This is a genomic window from Methylobacterium sp. J-026 (assembly GCF_022829585.1).
GTDB lineage: Bacteria > Pseudomonadota > Alphaproteobacteria > Rhizobiales > Beijerinckiaceae > Methylobacterium.
This window is the reverse complement of record NZ_JAKSYC010000096.1, coordinates 1-14,050: the sequence shown is the minus strand read 5'-3', so window position 1 is coordinate 14,050 and position 14,050 is coordinate 1. Positions and strand designations below refer to the sequence as shown.

At 67.3% G+C, this 14,050-nt stretch carries 21 protein-coding genes and 1 pseudogene; 18 read left to right on the top strand and 4 right to left on the bottom strand.

Annotated elements, in window-relative coordinates:
* The 15 genes and pseudogenes from MKK69_RS09545 to MKK69_RS31185 all read left to right on the top strand — a co-directional run.
* Window positions 1-227: pseudogene (locus MKK69_RS09545) on the top strand (PhnA-like protein); the annotation flags it as partial.
* The gene (locus MKK69_RS09540; RefSeq protein ID WP_243967522.1) at window positions 224-730 is read left to right on the top strand and encodes a YsnF/AvaK domain-containing protein; all 507 of its coding nucleotides are present in this window, start codon (window positions 224-226) and stop codon (window positions 728-730) included. The pseudogene MKK69_RS09545 and the gene MKK69_RS09540, both read left to right, overlap by 4 nt.
* Entirely contained in the window at window positions 727-1,659 is a 933-nt protein-coding gene (locus tag MKK69_RS09535; RefSeq protein WP_243967521.1) for a YsnF/AvaK domain-containing protein, read from the top strand. Before MKK69_RS09540 ends, MKK69_RS09535 begins: the two co-directional genes overlap by 4 nt.
* An 81-nt stretch (window positions 1,660-1,740) precedes the next feature.
* Complete coding sequence (locus MKK69_RS09530) at window positions 1,741-2,013, top strand: hypothetical protein (RefSeq protein ID WP_243967520.1); 273 nt, start codon at window positions 1,741-1,743, stop codon at window positions 2,011-2,013.
* Between the two features lie 46 nt (window positions 2,014-2,059).
* Entirely contained in the window at window positions 2,060-2,359 is a 300-nt protein-coding gene (locus MKK69_RS09525; RefSeq protein WP_243967519.1) for a hypothetical protein, read from the top strand.
* A 39-nt stretch (window positions 2,360-2,398) separates the two neighbouring features.
* Entirely contained in the window at window positions 2,399-2,899 is a 501-nt protein-coding gene (locus MKK69_RS09520) for a YidB family protein (protein ID WP_243967518.1), read from the top strand.
* Between the two features lie 96 nt (window positions 2,900-2,995).
* Complete coding sequence (locus MKK69_RS09515; protein WP_243967517.1) at window positions 2,996-3,193, top strand: hypothetical protein; 198 nt, start codon at window positions 2,996-2,998, stop codon at window positions 3,191-3,193.
* Between the two features lie 74 nt (window positions 3,194-3,267).
* A complete protein-coding gene (locus tag MKK69_RS09510; RefSeq protein ID WP_243967515.1) occupies window positions 3,268-3,630 on the top strand; it encodes a CsbD family protein in 363 nt (120 codons plus the stop codon).
* A gap of 81 nt (window positions 3,631-3,711) precedes the next feature.
* Window positions 3,712-4,014 (top strand): hypothetical protein, encoded by a 303-nt coding sequence (locus tag MKK69_RS09505; RefSeq protein ID WP_243967514.1) that lies wholly within the window; start codon window positions 3,712-3,714, stop codon window positions 4,012-4,014.
* A 29-nt stretch (window positions 4,015-4,043) separates the two neighbouring features.
* Complete coding sequence (locus MKK69_RS09500) at window positions 4,044-5,216, top strand: chromosome partitioning protein ParA (RefSeq protein ID WP_243967513.1); 1,173 nt, start codon at window positions 4,044-4,046, stop codon at window positions 5,214-5,216.
* A 375-nt stretch (window positions 5,217-5,591) separates the two neighbouring features.
* Complete coding sequence (locus tag MKK69_RS09495; RefSeq protein ID WP_243967512.1) at window positions 5,592-5,843, top strand: hypothetical protein; 252 nt, start codon at window positions 5,592-5,594, stop codon at window positions 5,841-5,843.
* A gap of 51 nt (window positions 5,844-5,894) precedes the next feature.
* The gene (locus MKK69_RS09490) at window positions 5,895-6,518 is read left to right on the top strand and encodes a transaldolase family protein (RefSeq protein ID WP_313900840.1); all 624 of its coding nucleotides are present in this window, start codon (window positions 5,895-5,897) and stop codon (window positions 6,516-6,518) included.
* Between the two features lie 61 nt (window positions 6,519-6,579).
* Complete coding sequence (locus tag MKK69_RS09485; RefSeq protein ID WP_243967511.1) at window positions 6,580-6,957, top strand: acyl-CoA thioesterase; 378 nt, start codon at window positions 6,580-6,582, stop codon at window positions 6,955-6,957.
* Window positions 6,958-7,109: 152 nt separating this feature from the next.
* Window positions 7,110-7,862, top strand: coding sequence for a cation:proton antiporter (locus MKK69_RS31190; protein WP_313900839.1), 753 nt, complete (start codon window positions 7,110-7,112; stop codon window positions 7,860-7,862).
* Window positions 7,863-8,098: 236 nt separating this feature from the next.
* Complete coding sequence (locus tag MKK69_RS31185; protein WP_313900838.1) at window positions 8,099-8,392, top strand: hypothetical protein; 294 nt, start codon at window positions 8,099-8,101, stop codon at window positions 8,390-8,392.
* Between the two features lie 73 nt (window positions 8,393-8,465).
* On the opposite strand, the gene MKK69_RS09475 is transcribed toward MKK69_RS31185, so the two are convergent.
* Complete coding sequence (locus MKK69_RS09475; protein ID WP_243967510.1) at window positions 8,466-11,009, bottom strand: HWE histidine kinase domain-containing protein; 2,544 nt, start codon at window positions 11,007-11,009, stop codon at window positions 8,466-8,468.
* A gap of 226 nt (window positions 11,010-11,235) precedes the next feature.
* Here MKK69_RS09475 and MKK69_RS09470 point away from each other — a divergent pair, with 226 nt between their 5' ends.
* From MKK69_RS09470 to MKK69_RS09460, 3 genes are all read left to right on the top strand, one after another.
* A complete protein-coding gene (locus tag MKK69_RS09470) occupies window positions 11,236-11,649 on the top strand; it encodes a response regulator (protein WP_243967508.1) in 414 nt (137 codons plus the stop codon).
* A 288-nt stretch (window positions 11,650-11,937) separates the two neighbouring features.
* Entirely contained in the window at window positions 11,938-12,138 is a 201-nt protein-coding gene (locus MKK69_RS09465; RefSeq protein ID WP_243967507.1) for a type II toxin-antitoxin system ParD family antitoxin, read from the top strand.
* Window positions 12,125-12,922, top strand: coding sequence for a GAF domain-containing protein (locus MKK69_RS09460; RefSeq protein ID WP_243967506.1), 798 nt, complete (start codon window positions 12,125-12,127; stop codon window positions 12,920-12,922). Before MKK69_RS09465 ends, MKK69_RS09460 begins: the two co-directional genes overlap by 14 nt.
* Before the next feature lie 174 nt (window positions 12,923-13,096).
* Here MKK69_RS09460 and MKK69_RS09455 read toward each other — a convergent pair whose 3' ends face one another.
* The 3 genes from MKK69_RS09455 to MKK69_RS09445 all read right to left on the bottom strand — a co-directional run.
* Window positions 13,097-13,363: a hypothetical protein gene (locus MKK69_RS09455; RefSeq protein ID WP_243967505.1), complete on the bottom strand. Its 267-nt coding sequence runs from the start codon at window positions 13,361-13,363 to the stop codon at window positions 13,097-13,099.
* Window positions 13,364-13,490: 127 nt separating this feature from the next.
* The gene (locus tag MKK69_RS09450; RefSeq protein WP_243967504.1) at window positions 13,491-13,748 is read right to left on the bottom strand and encodes a hypothetical protein; all 258 of its coding nucleotides are present in this window, start codon (window positions 13,746-13,748) and stop codon (window positions 13,491-13,493) included.
* Between the two features lie 16 nt (window positions 13,749-13,764).
* On the bottom strand, window positions 13,765-14,050 hold a 286-nt coding region (locus MKK69_RS09445; RefSeq protein WP_243967503.1), incomplete at its 5' end, for a PilZ domain-containing protein.

Here is a 14,050-nt window from a genome sequence, read left to right as displayed (position 1 = left end):
AGGTCGCGCAGTACACCCAGCAGTTCAGGGAAACCGTCGCCTCGGCCAAGGAGCAGTCCAAGCAGATCGCCGACGCCACGGCGCGCCGCGTGTCCCAGGGTGCGCTGTTCGGGGCCCTCGCGCTGATCTTCGGGGCGCTCGCCTCCTTCTTCGCCGGCCGCGGTTCGGCCGTCGATCCGACCGTCACCCGCACCGCCCCGAATACCCTGACCCCGCGCCGGGCATGAGTGTCGGCGATCCCGCCGCGACCGAGCCCCACGGGCTCGGGACGCGCTTCGGCACCGCGGCGGAGGTCGCCATCGGTGAGGAGGCGGTCCTCCCGCTGATCGAGGAGACTGCGCGCATAGAGAAGCGTGCGGTCGAGACCGGACGGGTCCGTGTCAGCACGCGAACCGACACCCTCGACCAGGTCCTGCGCGAGACCCTGCGCAGCGACATGGTCGGGGTGACCCGGGTGCCCATCAACCGGACCCTCGCCGAGGGCGAGGCACCCCCGGTGGTCAGGACGGAGGCCGGGGTGACCATCATCCCGGTGCTGGAAGAGATCCTCGTCGTCGAGAAACGCCTCGTCCTGAAGGAGGAGGTGCACATCCGCCGGACCACGGCGGGCGAGGACGTCGAGATGCCGGTGACGCTGCGCAGGCAGCACGCCGTGATCGAACGCGTGTCCCCCGAGGGGCACGTCACGGAACAGGCCACCACGCACCCGTCACAGGAGCCGACATCATGACCCAGACCATCACCGCCATGTACGACACCCATCCCGAGGCGGTCGCCGCCCAGGGCAAGCTCGTCGGCCTCGGCATTCCCGCCGGCGCGATCAAGCTGATTTCCGGCACCCAGGCCGGCTCGGCCGGAACCGCGACCAAGGCCGACGAAGGCATGTGGGGCTCGATCAAGGACTTCTTCATGCCGGAGGAGGACCGTCACGCATACGGCGAGGGACTGCACCGCGGCGGCACGATGCTGAGCGCAGAGGTCGACGACGCGCATGTCCACGCCGCCTCCGATATCCTGGAGGAGCACGGTTCGGTCGATCTCGACGAGCGCGAGGCCGCCTGGCGCAAGGAAGGCTGGGACGGTCGTGCGACCGGTTCCACCACCGGAACCGCACCGGTTGCCGCCGGAGCGCTCGGTGAGGGTGCGATGTCGTCCGACCACGCCGCCAGGACCCGCGACACCAGCCTGCACGCAGCCGGATCGTCCGAGGACCTCGCCGCCCGCGGGACCGCAACCGGCACCGATTACATCCCCGTGGTCGAGGAGCGCCTCAACGTCGGCAAGCGCATGGTCGACGCTGGCCGGGTCCGGGTTCGGTCCTACGCCGTCGAGAAGGACGTCAGCGAGAACGTCACGCTCCACGACGAGACCGTGAGCGTCGACCGTCGCGTCGTCGACCGCGCCGTCACCCCGGGCGACATGGCGCTGTTCGAGGACAAGGTCATTGAGGCGACCGAGATGCGCGAGCAGGCGGTCGTGTCGAAGGACGCCCGCGTCGTCGGTGAGGTCGGCATCCGCAAGGATGCGGCCCAGCGGGTGGAGATCGTGACCGACAAGGTCCGTCACACCGAGGTCGAGGTCGAGGACGGTCGCGGAACGGTCAGCCGTACCGGCACCACCGGGACCACGACGGAAACCACCGCGCGCAAGCCGCTCTGAAACGCTCAAGTCCGGGACCGGTTCGAGCCGGTCCCGGCTCCGTACGATCCCACGTCCACCTTTCGCGAAAGCCCCGTTGCCGTGACCAAGCTCCGCCACCTCGTCGTGTTCGCGGCCGTCGCATCGTCATGCCTCCCGCTCGGCGCGCAGGCTCTTGAGAAGACCGGTTCCAGGGCGTCGCTGAAACCCTTCTGCTCCGCCGACTATGCCCGTCTCTGCAACGGCCTCGACCTGAACGGACCCGAGGTCGTCGCCTGCTTCCGCAGGAACGCCCGGGAGGTCTCGCCAGGCTGCCGCGCGGCCATCGCGGACTACGTCGAGACGGCTTCCGAACAGTCCGTTCCCTCGCGGTAGTGGCCGCTCGCCTGCCCGGTCCACCCCCCATCCCGAAGGAAACACCATGAAGATCCTCACCACCCTGACCGTCGCGACGGCGATGACGCTTCTTGGCGTTGGCCTCGCCTCGGCGAAGCCATGTGCGGTCGGAACGACCACGAACAGCGCCAGCCAGAAGGGCTCGGCGGACGCTTCCTCGAAGGTCGACGGGGACGCGACCGCGAAGGTCTCGCCCGGTGCCAAGGCCGAATCCCCCGGGACGGTCGGGGCGATGAACAACGTCGGCTCGAATGCGACGCCCTCTGCCAACGAGGCGAAGCCGCCCGAGGGCAAGGTGGTGAAGCCCGGCGACAACGATTGCTGATCGGCACGACGACCCCTCTCACCGGAACGGAGACACCCAATGAGTGACGGCTTCCCCTCTATGACGGCGCTGCTCGGCCTGTTGGCCGTGGCGGGCTTCCAGAACCGGGATAAGATCCAGGAGATGCTCGGCGGAGCCGGCCACGGTGTTCCCACAACCCCAGGTGCGCCCGCCGGACAGGGCGGGATCGCGGGACAGGGTGGTCTCGGCGGCCTGCTGGGTAATCTCGGAGGCGCTCTCGGGGGTGCTGGTGCCGGTGGCCTGCTCAGTGGCGGCCTCGGCCAGCTCGTCGACCGCTTTCGCGAGAACGGCCACGGCGAGGCCGCCGACTCCTGGGTGCACCATGGTCCGAACGCCGAGATGAAGCCCGACCACCTGAGGTCGGCCATCGGTTCCGACGTCCTCGATACGCTGTCGCGGCAGACCGGCCTTTCGCACGACGACCTTTTGTCCAGGCTCTCGCGCGAGCTGCCGTCCGCGGTGGACCGCTACACCCCCGACGGCAGGCTACCGTCTACGGTCGCCGGCATGCCGGCGTGATGAACCCCCGGTCGATCCCGCCAGTGTCGAGGATCGGAACCGACCGGCCACCACGTTCGCACCGGGGCACGTAAATCCCCGTCACGGGAGGGACAGATGTCCGGAAACGCGCACGCCAAGGCCGCCGAACACCATGAGGCTGCGGCGAAGTCACACCGGAAGGCCGCTCGACACATCGACGCCGGCAACGAGGAGAAGGCCGCCGAGCACGCGTCGAAGGCCGACGACCGGGCGAAGAAAGCCAACCAAAGCTCGATGAAGGCGCGACCCGGAAAGGCTGTGTCGAAGGATTAGTCAGTGCCTCGCATCGGCTCGAAGCGCGTTTCGCAGCGGGCCAGCTCAACCTTGAACCGGATGGAAATTGACCAATGGACGAGAACCGCATCACCGGCGCCGCCAAGGAACTCGGCGGCAAGGTCCAGGGCGCCGTCGGTGACGTCACAGGCGACCGCGAGACCCAGGCCAAGGGCACGGCCAACGAGGCAAAGGGGACCGTCGAGAACTTGTACGGACAGGCCAAGGACGCCGTGCGCGACGCTGCCGGACAGGCAAGCGACCGCGCCGACAAGGCGATCAACAGGGGCCGGGACGCCCTTCCCGAGGCCGAGCGTGCCTACCGCCAGGGTGGAGATGCCGTCGCACAGTATGCGAAGGAGTCCCCGCTGATGCTGGCGGCCATGGCCGGAGCCATTGGATACCTGCTTGCGATGGTGATCCACGGCCGTCGCTGAACGGTTGCCGTCCGGGGTTAGGCTTACGATAGGCGTGGTCCCCGATCGGGGACGAGACGATGGGGACCCTCGATGCCACCCATGCGCACGCTGATCCACGACGGGTCCAACGACGACCGCTGGTACCTATGCCGCGGCGGTGACCCTGCCGACGTGTACGTCTTGCATGAACCGAACGGGCCATCCGGCGGGAGGCCGTCCCGCATCGAGCTCGCAGCTTTCCTTGCTGCGGCGGACGGCTCCCCCGAGCACCGCGCCCTCCTCGGTATGATCGGTTCCCTCGTCAGGACTGATCGTGCCGAACTCGCATCGAGCAGTCCCACCCCCGAGCCGGGGGCCGCCGGTGCCGAACCGACCCCTGGCGAGGCTGCCACGTCGATCTGATCCGTTCCTCCAACGCCCGCGAGACCGCCATGGCCATCGACTACCGTTCCGAACTCCGCAGGCCCCTGCCGTTTAGCCTCGCCGTCGTGGCGGCGGTCCTCCTGGTTTGGCTCGTCGTCGCCTCCATCGTCGGTGCGAGGCAGAGGACTGTGCGGGATCACCACATCCAGGACCTGGAGACACGGCAAGTCGCGCTTCAATCGGACCTCGATCAGCAGCGGGCGGCCGCGGGGACCCTCGATGCACTGAAGTCGAAGATCGCATCCGCCCAGCAGCAGGAGCGGGACGCGACCCAGGCCGGGGAAGAGGCAAAGGCGAAGGCCGCGAGCTTGGCGACCGAACAACAGGCGGCCGAGCGCAAGGCCGGCGAGGCGAAGGCCACCGCGGAGGCCGAGACGACCAAGCTCACCGGGCTTCAGGCCCAGCTTACCCAGGCGGAGCAGAAACTCGCGCCGATGAAGGAGGCCACCACGGCCGCCGAGCAGGCCGCGACTGCCAGGACCAAGGAATTGGCTGACGTCGGCCGTCGGCTGGAGGAGACGCGCCAGCAAGAGGCGAAGCTGCGATCCGACATCGCCTCCATGTCCCAGGAGGCGACCGCCAAGACCGCCGACCTCGCCAAGGCCGAGGAGAGCCAGCAGAAGGCGCGCGAGGGCTCGGCCGCCGCTCAGAAGGATCTCGCCGATGCCGGCGCCGCGACCGAGCAGGCGACGAGGCAGAAGGCTGACTTGGAGCGGGCCGTCGACGGTCTGACCGCCAATCGTGAGAAGCTGGCGAGCGGCGTCTCGCAGGTTGGCCAGCAGGTGCAGCAAGCCAAAGATGGGTTGGCGGCGACGCAGAAGGAACTGGCCACGGCGCAGTCCGAGCGGGACCGTGTGATCTCCGAACGGAACCAGGCTGAGCAGGCCGTCCAGAAGCTGGCTTCCGATCGCGACGATGCGACCTCGGCGCTGGAGGCGCTGCAGAAGAGGCAGGCCGACGCCCAGGCGCAGTTGGCGACCCTGACCGAGACGCTGGCCACTCGGAACAAGGAGATGGCCGCCCTTGAGGACCGGATCGGGACGACCCGGCAGGAGCTTGCCGCGGCCCAGGCCAAGCTCGCAGAGGCGCGTCAGCAGCTTTCAAACCAGCCTCCGTCCATGACGGTGCATCCCGGCCCATCCCAGTCGCTAGCGCCTGCCGTCGCCCCCAAGGCCGAATGAATCCCTCAGGACTTGGGCCGAAGGGGCGCTGAACCAGGGCGGGGAACGGACAGGGGCTCCAGATCGGCGGGACAGGGAGGAAGCGCTCTGACCGTCGGATTTCCGGACGAGGCGTCACGGACGTCCAGGGTGGGAGCTTGCCGCGACCTGAAGCACGGTGGTCGATTCAGCTTCGGACGGCATCGTGAATTCCACCCTCGCGTCCGTATTCATGGTTCGCCACCGGAACGGTCCCGCGCGCCGGCCCTTTGCCCAAGACAATGGAAGTCGATCCCGAATGATATTTCGCGATCCTTCCGGACCCATCGGCAATAAACCGGAGACGACATGTCCAGGACGATCTCAGCTGATTTCAAATCCCGCCGGGATGCGGAGATGGCCGTCGAGCAAATCGTGCAGGATCACGGCCTTGATCGGAATGCGGTGCAGGTCGGTCCTGCCTTGGACGAGAACACGGCCGGGACCGAGGCGGCGCGGGCTGATGTCGAAGACGGGCACCTGAAGGCCGGGACCGAGGGCGAACCCGCCCTCGCCGGCAAGGTCAGGGTCTCCGTCGCGGTCGACGACGCTATCGCCGAGAAGGTGCTGTCCTCCTTCGCGACCTTCCACGGTGACATCCGCGGCTGAACCGGCACCCGACGGTCACCCGCGGGGGCCGCCGGCGAAAGCCTCGCTGGGGTGGAGAGCGTCGTCTCGTTCTTCCTCAGCCGCGTCGACATTGAGGTGGATCGCCGGCTGGCGAAGGGGCAGGCAATGCAGACGAACGCGTCCGTGGCCAGGCGGCCATCGCCAACGCCCGCCTCGCGTACGGGATGTGTGAGGACAGCGTCGCCTCCGCGCGCTGGCACGCCCTGGGGGGTAGCACGGCCCCAACACCTTCTGTGGGCATCCACCGGGGTGAAGGACAAGGCCCTCGACGACACCCGTTACGTCGTGGAGCTCGTAGGGCCCGAGCCGGTCAACACCATGGCGCAGCCGACGCTTCGTGCCGTGGCGGACCATGGCCGTATCCGGCCGGACACGATCCATGCGCCCGCCAGCGCGACTGAGGCCGTCCTCGACAAACTGGAGCGGCTCGGCATCGACATGGCGGACGTCGCCGCCACCCTGGAGGCCAAGGCCGTCGCTTCGTTCGAGGCGAGCTGGGATGAGCTCATCGCCGCGGTCACAGGGCAACTCGAACGGGCCGGCGCCGGCGTCATGCCGGCGGGGGCGGTCAGCCCCGCATCCGGCCAGAATGCCCGGAAGGGTGCCCCGGCCGCGGCGGCCCCGGAGCGATCAGGGAACAGCGCTCGAACATGAACCCATCCACGCCGATTATCCGTTTTCCGACCTGACCGAAACCACGGGCGAGGCATACGATATGAGCGACACGGTCCCGAAAATTTCCGATGGCCCACACCTGCGCACCATCGCCATGCCACGCGACACCAACGCGGCCGGCGCCATCTTCGGCGGCTGGACGGTGTCGCAGATGGACCTGGCGGGCGGAACCTTCGCGGCCCAGCGGACCAAGGGACGCGTGGCGACCGTCAGCATCGACGCGATGCGCTTCCTACGGCCGATTGCGGTCGGCGACGAGGTGAGTTGCTACTGCACCCTGCAGCAGGACGGCGAGACATCGTTGGGCGTGAGGGTCGAGGTATGGGTCCGGGATCGGACAGGCGGCGATCCCGAGAAGGTCACCGAAGGAGTCTTCACCTACGTAGCCCTGGATGACGACGGAAAGCCGCGGAAGTAGGAGGAGGACCGGCGGAACTAGACATGGTGGCATCCGCGGTCCGTGGCATTCCATTGCATTTATCCGACCGGCCCGGTCGAAGCGAACCCGTCGCCATCGTCGCGGATGCTTCGATTCATTGAACCGTGGCTTGCAGAAACGCTTGAATCCACATGGAAATTTATGTCGTCGTCGTCGCCGGGTTCGGTGTCCTGGTGCTTCTCACGGCATGGTTGCTGATGGTGCTCCGGGCTCTACCCCTGTCGCTTCCCATCTGCTGCGTCGGGATCGGCGCGGCCCTATCGACCATCCCGGCGGTGGCGCACCTCACCCCCCATCCCGGGTCGCACATAGGCATTATTGAGCATGCCACCGAGGCCGTGGTTGTGATCTCGCTGATGGGAGCCGGCCTCAAGATCGACCGCCTCTTCGGTTGGCGGAGCTGGTCGGTGACGTGGCACCTCCTCGGCATCGGCATGCCCCTGACCATCCTCGCGCTGACCGCCCTGGGGTCTCCCCTTTTCGGGCTTGGACTTGCCTCAGCGCTTCTTCTGGCGTCGTCCCTGGTGCCAACGGACCCGGTCCTGGCGTCGGATGTCCAGGTCGGCCACCCCGATGAGGACCACGAGGACGAGCCGCGGTTCGCCCTAACATCCGAGGCGGGCCTCAATGACGGCCTCGCCTTCCCGTTCGTGAACCTCGCCATCGCCCTGGCTGGCACCGGCAGTCTGGCCGGTCTGTCGTGGTCTCACTGGCTCGCGGTCGACATGCTCTGGAAGATCGCCGTCAGCGCCGTGCTCGGGGCGGTCATCGGTCAGGCGCTGGGATGGCTGATGTTCCACCTGCCCAACCTGTCGAAGCTCTCCCGCACCGGCGACGGCTTCGTGGCGCTGGGCGTGACCTGCATCGCCTGCGGATGCGTCTAGGTCGTCGACGGCTACGGCTTCGTCGGCGTGTTCGCGTCAGCCTTAGCGCTACGCTCCTCTAGCCGCGGGCATGACTACCATCGCAAGATGCACGACTACGCCGAGGAGCTCGAACGTCTCCTGATGATGGTTCTACTCGTCGGGTTCGGGGCGGTGCTCGTCGGCGGGAGTTGCTCCATGACCTGACTTGACCCGCCGTCGCCTTCGCGCTGGTCGCCCTCCTCGTCGTCCGCCCTTTGGCCTGCTGGATCGGCCTGCTCGGAAGCGGTCGATCCGCCGAGGACCGTGCCGTTGTCAGCTTCTTCGGCATCCGCGGACTGGAGACGATCTACTACCTCGCGTTCGAGACCGGGCACGCGTCCTTCGAGGGGACGGAGCTTCTGTGGTCCACGGCTGGCCTAACCGTGCTGATCTCCATTCTTCTGCACGGCGTCACGGTCACGCCGGCGCTGCGCGCCCTCGACCGCCGGATGGGACGCGACATGGAGAGCGCCCAACTCGACCTGACCCTCCCACGGCCAACGGCCTGAACGGGCGGGAAACGTTCGACCAACGGACGAGTCCCACCCCCTTGCTCAGCGTACGCGCGACGTCCCGAAGGCGTCATATGGCGAACGCGCGTCGTAGGGCGTCGGCATCGTACGGCTTCTTCACCACCGGCACCGTTCCGAGGTCGGCGGGGATCTTGAAGCTCTCGCCGTAGCCGGTCGCGAAGGCGTAGGGGATGCCGAGTTCGGCCAGCCGACGTGCGACGGGTATGCTGGTCTCGGACCCGAGATTGACGTCGAGGAGCGCCCGATCCGGCGGCGATGCCTCGATCAGGCGCAATGCATCCCGGGTCGAGGCCGCCATGTCGACGGCATCCGCGCCCAGCGACGTGAGGACCTCCTCGGCCTCCAGCGCGATGATCATGTTGTCCTCGACCACCAGCACCGTACCGGCGAACTGCAACGGCACCGTAGCCTCTTCGCGAACCACGGCAGCCACTGGTACAGGCGGGGCGGCCTGGACGAAGGCAGGCGGCAGGGTGAACCGCGCCTCGACCCCGGTGAGGTCGTAGCGGATGTCGGCCTCGCCCTGGAGCTCGTAAGGGATGGAGCGCTCGATGATGGTGGTGCCAAACCCCCGGCGGGTCGGCGCGCGGACCGCCGGGCCGCCGCTCTCGCGCCAGTGCAGGACGAGGTGGTCGAGGGCGTCGCGCTCCCAACGGATATCGACCCGCCCTCGGGTGTCGCACAGGGCGCCGTACTTGGCGGAGTTCGTCATCATCTCGTGGATGACCAGCGCCATGGTCGAGAATGCCTGCGGTTCCAAGAGCACGTCGGTGCCATCGAGGACGAGGCGGTCTGCCTTGGGTCCTAGGTACGCGCCCGCCTCCAGCAGGATGAGGTTGCGCAGGGACCCCGGACCCCAATTCGCGGTGGTGATCTGGTCGTGAGCCCGGGCGAGCGCCTGGATGCGGCTGCCGACCAGGGCCGCAAACTCCTTGCCGCTGAGTTCCTCCGACCGGCTCTGGGTGACCACGCCGCGGATCAAGTTGAGGATGTTGCGGACCCGGTGGTTGAGCTCGGCGATGAGGAGCTCCTGCCGCTCCTGGGCGCCCTTGCGTTCCTTCTCTGCCGAATCCGTCAGCCTCAGGATGACCTCCAGCAGCGTGACGCGCAGCGCCTCCGCGGCTCGCAGGTCGACATCGGCCCAGGGGAGCGAACGCCCGTGCACGACCTCGCGCCAGGCCTCGAAGCTCTTCCGCGGGCTCAGGCGAACGCCATTCGGGCCCGGGGTGGCAGGCTTCTCGGGGTTGCCGGCCCAGGTGACCGTGCGTGCGACCTCGGAGCGGAAGAACACCAGGAAGTCGCGTGGGGTGCGTGACACCGGAATGGCGAGCATGCCGGCGGCTCGCTCGGTGAAGTCGCGTCCGGGCTCATGCACGCGGCCGATCTCGTCGGCGGCGTAGGGTCGGCTCGCAGCGGTCCGGTTGAGGAAGCGCACCAGGCCGGTGAACTCCTCCGCCGTCGGGGTCGCGCCCTGCAGGGTGACCTCGCCGTTGACCCAAAGGCCGATGCCGTCACAGGGCACGATGCCGGAAAGCTCGTCGAGGAAGCCGGAGAGGTCCTCCAGGCTAGTGCCTCCGGAGGCCAGCGCACTCATCAGGCGGGTGTGGATCTCGCGCGACCGGCCCTCCTGGGCGGCCTCGGCCTCGCGCTCCCGGCTTTCCAAAATCCACGAGAACATTTGGCCGAACAGCTCGGAGCCGGTGCGACGTTCCAGCGAGATGTGCCGGGCTTCCATGTGGTGGCAGGCGAACAGCCCCCAGAGCTTGCCGTTGCGCAGGATGGACACCGATAGGGAGGCCGCGACGCCCATGTTGCGCAGGTATTCGAGGTGGATCGGCGAGACCGTTCGAAGTGTGGAGAGCGACAGGTCGAGCGGTTCGCCGTCTGGGTCGCGCGCGGGCACCACCGCGGCGCCGGGCCCATCGACGTCGGCGATGATGCGCAGCCAGTTGCGCTCGTAGAGAACTCTTGCCTGCTTCGGGATGTCCGACGCCGGGTAGTGCAGTCCGAGATATCGGTCGAGGCCGGATCGCACGGCCTCCGAGATCACCTCGCCCGAGCCGTCGGGGGAGAAGCGGTAGACCATGACCCGGTCGAAGCCAGTCAGCGCCCGCATCTGCCGGGCGGCCTCGCGGCAGAGCGGCTCGAAGCCAGCGGTCTGCTGCAGGCGCGTGACCATGCTGCGCACGAGGTTGCCGGCGCTGAGGTGCTCGGGCGCGCTGGGTTCGGCCTCGATGACGATGGAACCGCCTGAGAGGTGAAGGGCGACGTCGAACAGGGGCTTGTCCGGCAGCAGACGCACCCCGAACACCCGGTCGACGGCGTCGGGTCCGCGAAGCGTCTGGAGATGCCCTCGCAGGATGTGGATGGCCTCGCCGTCCATGAGTTGGTCGAGGGGCAGCCCGAGCATCGCGTTGACCGGCTGACCAAGCCAGTCCGGCGCGTTCGCGCTGGCCCGGGCGACGATCCAATCGGGCGACACGGCGAGCAGGAAGCCGAACGGCTGCACCGCCCCGAGGATGTGGATGGGCTCGCGGTCGCACGATGACAGGTCGATGGATGTCGGCGGTTGACCGGCGGTAAGCTGGTTCATGTCATGAGAAGCTTCGGTCGTGCGAACCGACATTCGGTTCGCCCTGTGTTCTCATCCAACGCATTCGAGGCAAACCGGTGGCGCTTAACGTGTCGACGCGCGTTCGCTTCCGGAACCAGAAGATCTTGGGCATGCGGCCGAAGGTGTCGCGGTTGCGCGCTGAAATTACGGCGACGTCCGCGTCCTCGTGGATTTGAACCTTCAACCATTCCTCGCTTTGATGCGGATGGCGAACCATCCCGACACACCGTATGCCCTGGTCGCCGACGACGACCTCCTGATCCGGATGGACGCGGAGACAATCCTTGAGGACGCCGGGTTTCAGGCCCTGTCGGCGGAGAACGGCGTGGAGGCGATCCGGCTCCTGGACCAGTATGCCGGGGCGATTGTCCTATTATTCACTGACGTTGAGATGCCTGGGGGCCCCGATGGCTTCGAACTAGCGCGAACAACCGCCGAACGCTGGCCGGACATCTCCATTGTGGTGGCATCGGGTGGGAAGAAGCCCGGACCGGGGGACCTTCCCGCCGGTGCCGTGTTCCTCCACAAGCCCTTTAGCGCCCAGGTGGTTCATGAACACCTGGACCGGATCCTTACGGATGGTCGGAAACCGGAGCCTCTAAAAGGCCGAAGGAAGTAGGGGCGGCCCTTGAATGCCTTACATGTATCGGGATCGGACCACGAATGACGCGGAAACGCGCGCCCGAAACGTCCGTGGACTGGTTCCTGACCAAGCCGTTCGTGAAAGAATCATTCGCCTCCCACATCCAGGTGTTCATCTGCCATCCTAAGCCTGAAGGCGGCGGTCGATGGCAGGCATCCGGTTCCGGGGGGCATGCCCGCCCCCGCGACATTGCGAGCGGACACGTCCACGTATGGCGGGTGTCACTTGTGCGACACCAGTCGCCGTAGCTGGTAGTGGCTGCGCATGGCAGCGAAACACGCCCGACACATCGCCCCGACCGGCCCCCTAGTCGCCTGCGTCGAGGACCAGGTCGCCGGGGGCGAATATACCTCCACCAACGAGACCGCGCGGACGGCGCTGCGCCTGCTGATCGAGCGCGACGAGGCGAAGGCCCGCGGCGCCGTGCCGGCCGCTTCCGTCGAGGTCGTCCATGACCGGGCATGAGGATGTGATCCCGGACGCCGCGAACGATCCGGCGAGGCTCGCGGTCCTCGACGGCTACGGCATCCTCGATACGCAGGCCGAGCGGGGCTTCGACGACATCGTCCTGCTCGCCTCCCGGATCTGCGCGACCTCGGTGGCCCTGGTCAGCCTGGTGGCCGGCGACCGGCAGTGGTTCAAGGCCCGCGTCGGGTTCGACCCGTGCCAGACCCCGCTGTCGCAATCGGTCTGCGCGCACGCCCTCGCGCGACCGGGCCTGCTGGTGATCCCGGACCTGACCACCGACCCGCGCACCCGGGACAACACCCTGGTCAGCGGGGAGCCCCACCTGCGGTTCTACGCCGGCGCCCGCCTGGAGACCCCGGAGGGCGTCGCGCTCGGGACGCTTTGCGTGACCGACGGCAAGCCCCGACCCGAGGGGCTGACCCCGGACCAGGCCGAGGCGCTGGAGGCGCTGGCCCGCCAAGTTATGGCGCAGATGGAGCTGCGCCGGTCGATGGCCGCCCGCGACGACGCCCTTCGAAGCGCCCGGGAGGCGGACACCCGGTATCGCCAGATCCTCGACAGTGCCATCGACTACGCGATGGTGACGATGGACCTCGACGGGCTCGTCACCGGCTGGAGCGCGGGGGCCGAGGCGATCCTCGGCTGGTCCGAGGCCGAGATGTGCGGCAAGCTCGCCCGGGTCTTCTTCACCGAGGACGACGTCGCCAACGGCATTCCCGAGCGCGAGATATCAATAGGCGTCGAAGCCTCACCCCTCCCGGAATTGGGTTCAATGCGTTGAGATAGGTGCTGAATTTTACTTCGAGGTGGAGTCACGGTCGGCGCCGATAGTGACCCCACCTCTATCTCGATTTTCGCGTTTTGGAGAAAGCGTTAGCTAAATTTTTGCTGGGGTCATGCTTCGGAGCCGATTCACAGCGTTGCGGCGCCTGACCCTGCAAGGCTAACCCCACGCCTACCACCGGTCAGGGCTGGCTTCCGACCTCGCCGCACGGTTCTGTCGGGAGAGATCGTAGAGCGCATTGCCGACTAACCCGGCCACACGGCGTAGGCTGGCTCCTTCGCAGGTCGCGGCGATCTGCACCCCGAGTTTGTGGGTGTGACTGCGCCCGTAGAGATAGATCGCGAGCCGGGCTCGTGTCGCCTCGGGGATGCCGCAGAGTTGATCGGACAATGCCTCGGGCCCTGCGCGGTAGAGCTGGCTGAGCGTATCGATCGGCACCGGGCAGTCACCGGCCGAATCCTCGGCGCTGACGGGATAGGCACTGTTCTCGGCGGCAACTGCAGGCTGACCGTGAGCAGGGTGCTGGTCTTATGGTTAATGAAATCTTTCTGTACCGAAGGTCCGCTCAACCGCCCCGCATCGTCACCGACCCATCATCGGGATCGACCGCCTCGACGTGCGGGCCGCCGATCCCGATTGCGCCGACCACAGTCTTGAGTTCGCGATTGCACGCTGCTGCGAGGGCGTCGTCCGAGACAGTAGGCATAACGAGCAGAAGGCTGCGCACCAAGACGGACACGACGGTTACGCTCATGGTTGGATGGAAAGGCGCTCCATCCCGGTCGGACTCGAAGGCAGTGACGAGCTTGTCGGCGATCAGCATGTCGAATCGCCCCAGTTCAGCCCGGGATCACGTCCGGCACGATCCGCGGGATCAGGAAGGTAACGCCCATAGTCGTATTGCGACGCCACACGACCTTGACTGGCAGTGCGGTGCTGGCCCTGCCGATCGAGAGATCGAACGTGTGCGGCACTTTCATGCCTGCGGCGAACAGGATGCATGCGCCGTTAGAGCTGTGGTTGAGCACCAGGCAGGGGGATTGAACGGGGGTGCCCGCGAACGACGCGCGTCCCTCCAACGTTGACGTTACACGAAGCTTGGCGCGGCGCTCTAACATCACGATG

Bases quoted from the DNA above. Each gene is read 5' to 3' on its own strand.
- MKK69_RS09540 (WP_243967522.1), top strand. From the start codon at position 224: ATGAGTGTCGGCGATCCCGCCGCGACCGAGCCCCACGGGCTCGGGACG.
- MKK69_RS09535 (WP_243967521.1), top strand. From the start codon at position 727: ATGACCCAGACCATCACCGCCATGTACGACACCCATCCCGAGGCGGTC.
- MKK69_RS09525 (WP_243967519.1), top strand. From the start codon at position 2,060: ATGAAGATCCTCACCACCCTGACCGTCGCGACGGCGATGACGCTTCTT.
- MKK69_RS09520 (WP_243967518.1), top strand. From the start codon at position 2,399: ATGAGTGACGGCTTCCCCTCTATGACGGCGCTGCTCGGCCTGTTGGCC.
- MKK69_RS09515 (WP_243967517.1), top strand. From the start codon at position 2,996: ATGTCCGGAAACGCGCACGCCAAGGCCGCCGAACACCATGAGGCTGCG.
- MKK69_RS09510 (WP_243967515.1), top strand. From the start codon at position 3,268: ATGGACGAGAACCGCATCACCGGCGCCGCCAAGGAACTCGGCGGCAAG.
- MKK69_RS09505 (WP_243967514.1), top strand. From the start codon at position 3,712: ATGCGCACGCTGATCCACGACGGGTCCAACGACGACCGCTGGTACCTA.
- MKK69_RS09500 (WP_243967513.1), top strand. From the start codon at position 4,044: ATGGCCATCGACTACCGTTCCGAACTCCGCAGGCCCCTGCCGTTTAGC.
- MKK69_RS09495 (WP_243967512.1), top strand. From the start codon at position 5,592: ATGGCCGTCGAGCAAATCGTGCAGGATCACGGCCTTGATCGGAATGCG.
- MKK69_RS09485 (WP_243967511.1), top strand. From the start codon at position 6,580: ATGAGCGACACGGTCCCGAAAATTTCCGATGGCCCACACCTGCGCACC.
- MKK69_RS31190 (WP_313900839.1), top strand. From the start codon at position 7,110: ATGGAAATTTATGTCGTCGTCGTCGCCGGGTTCGGTGTCCTGGTGCTT.
- MKK69_RS09475 (WP_243967510.1), bottom strand. From the start codon at position 11,009: ATGAACCAGCTTACCGCCGGTCAACCGCCGACATCCATCGACCTGTCA.
- MKK69_RS09470 (WP_243967508.1), top strand. From the start codon at position 11,236: ATGGCGAACCATCCCGACACACCGTATGCCCTGGTCGCCGACGACGAC.
- MKK69_RS09465 (WP_243967507.1), top strand. From the start codon at position 11,938: ATGGCAGCGAAACACGCCCGACACATCGCCCCGACCGGCCCCCTAGTC.
- MKK69_RS09460 (WP_243967506.1), top strand. From the start codon at position 12,125: ATGACCGGGCATGAGGATGTGATCCCGGACGCCGCGAACGATCCGGCG.
- MKK69_RS09450 (WP_243967504.1), bottom strand. From the start codon at position 13,748: ATGCTGATCGCCGACAAGCTCGTCACTGCCTTCGAGTCCGACCGGGAT.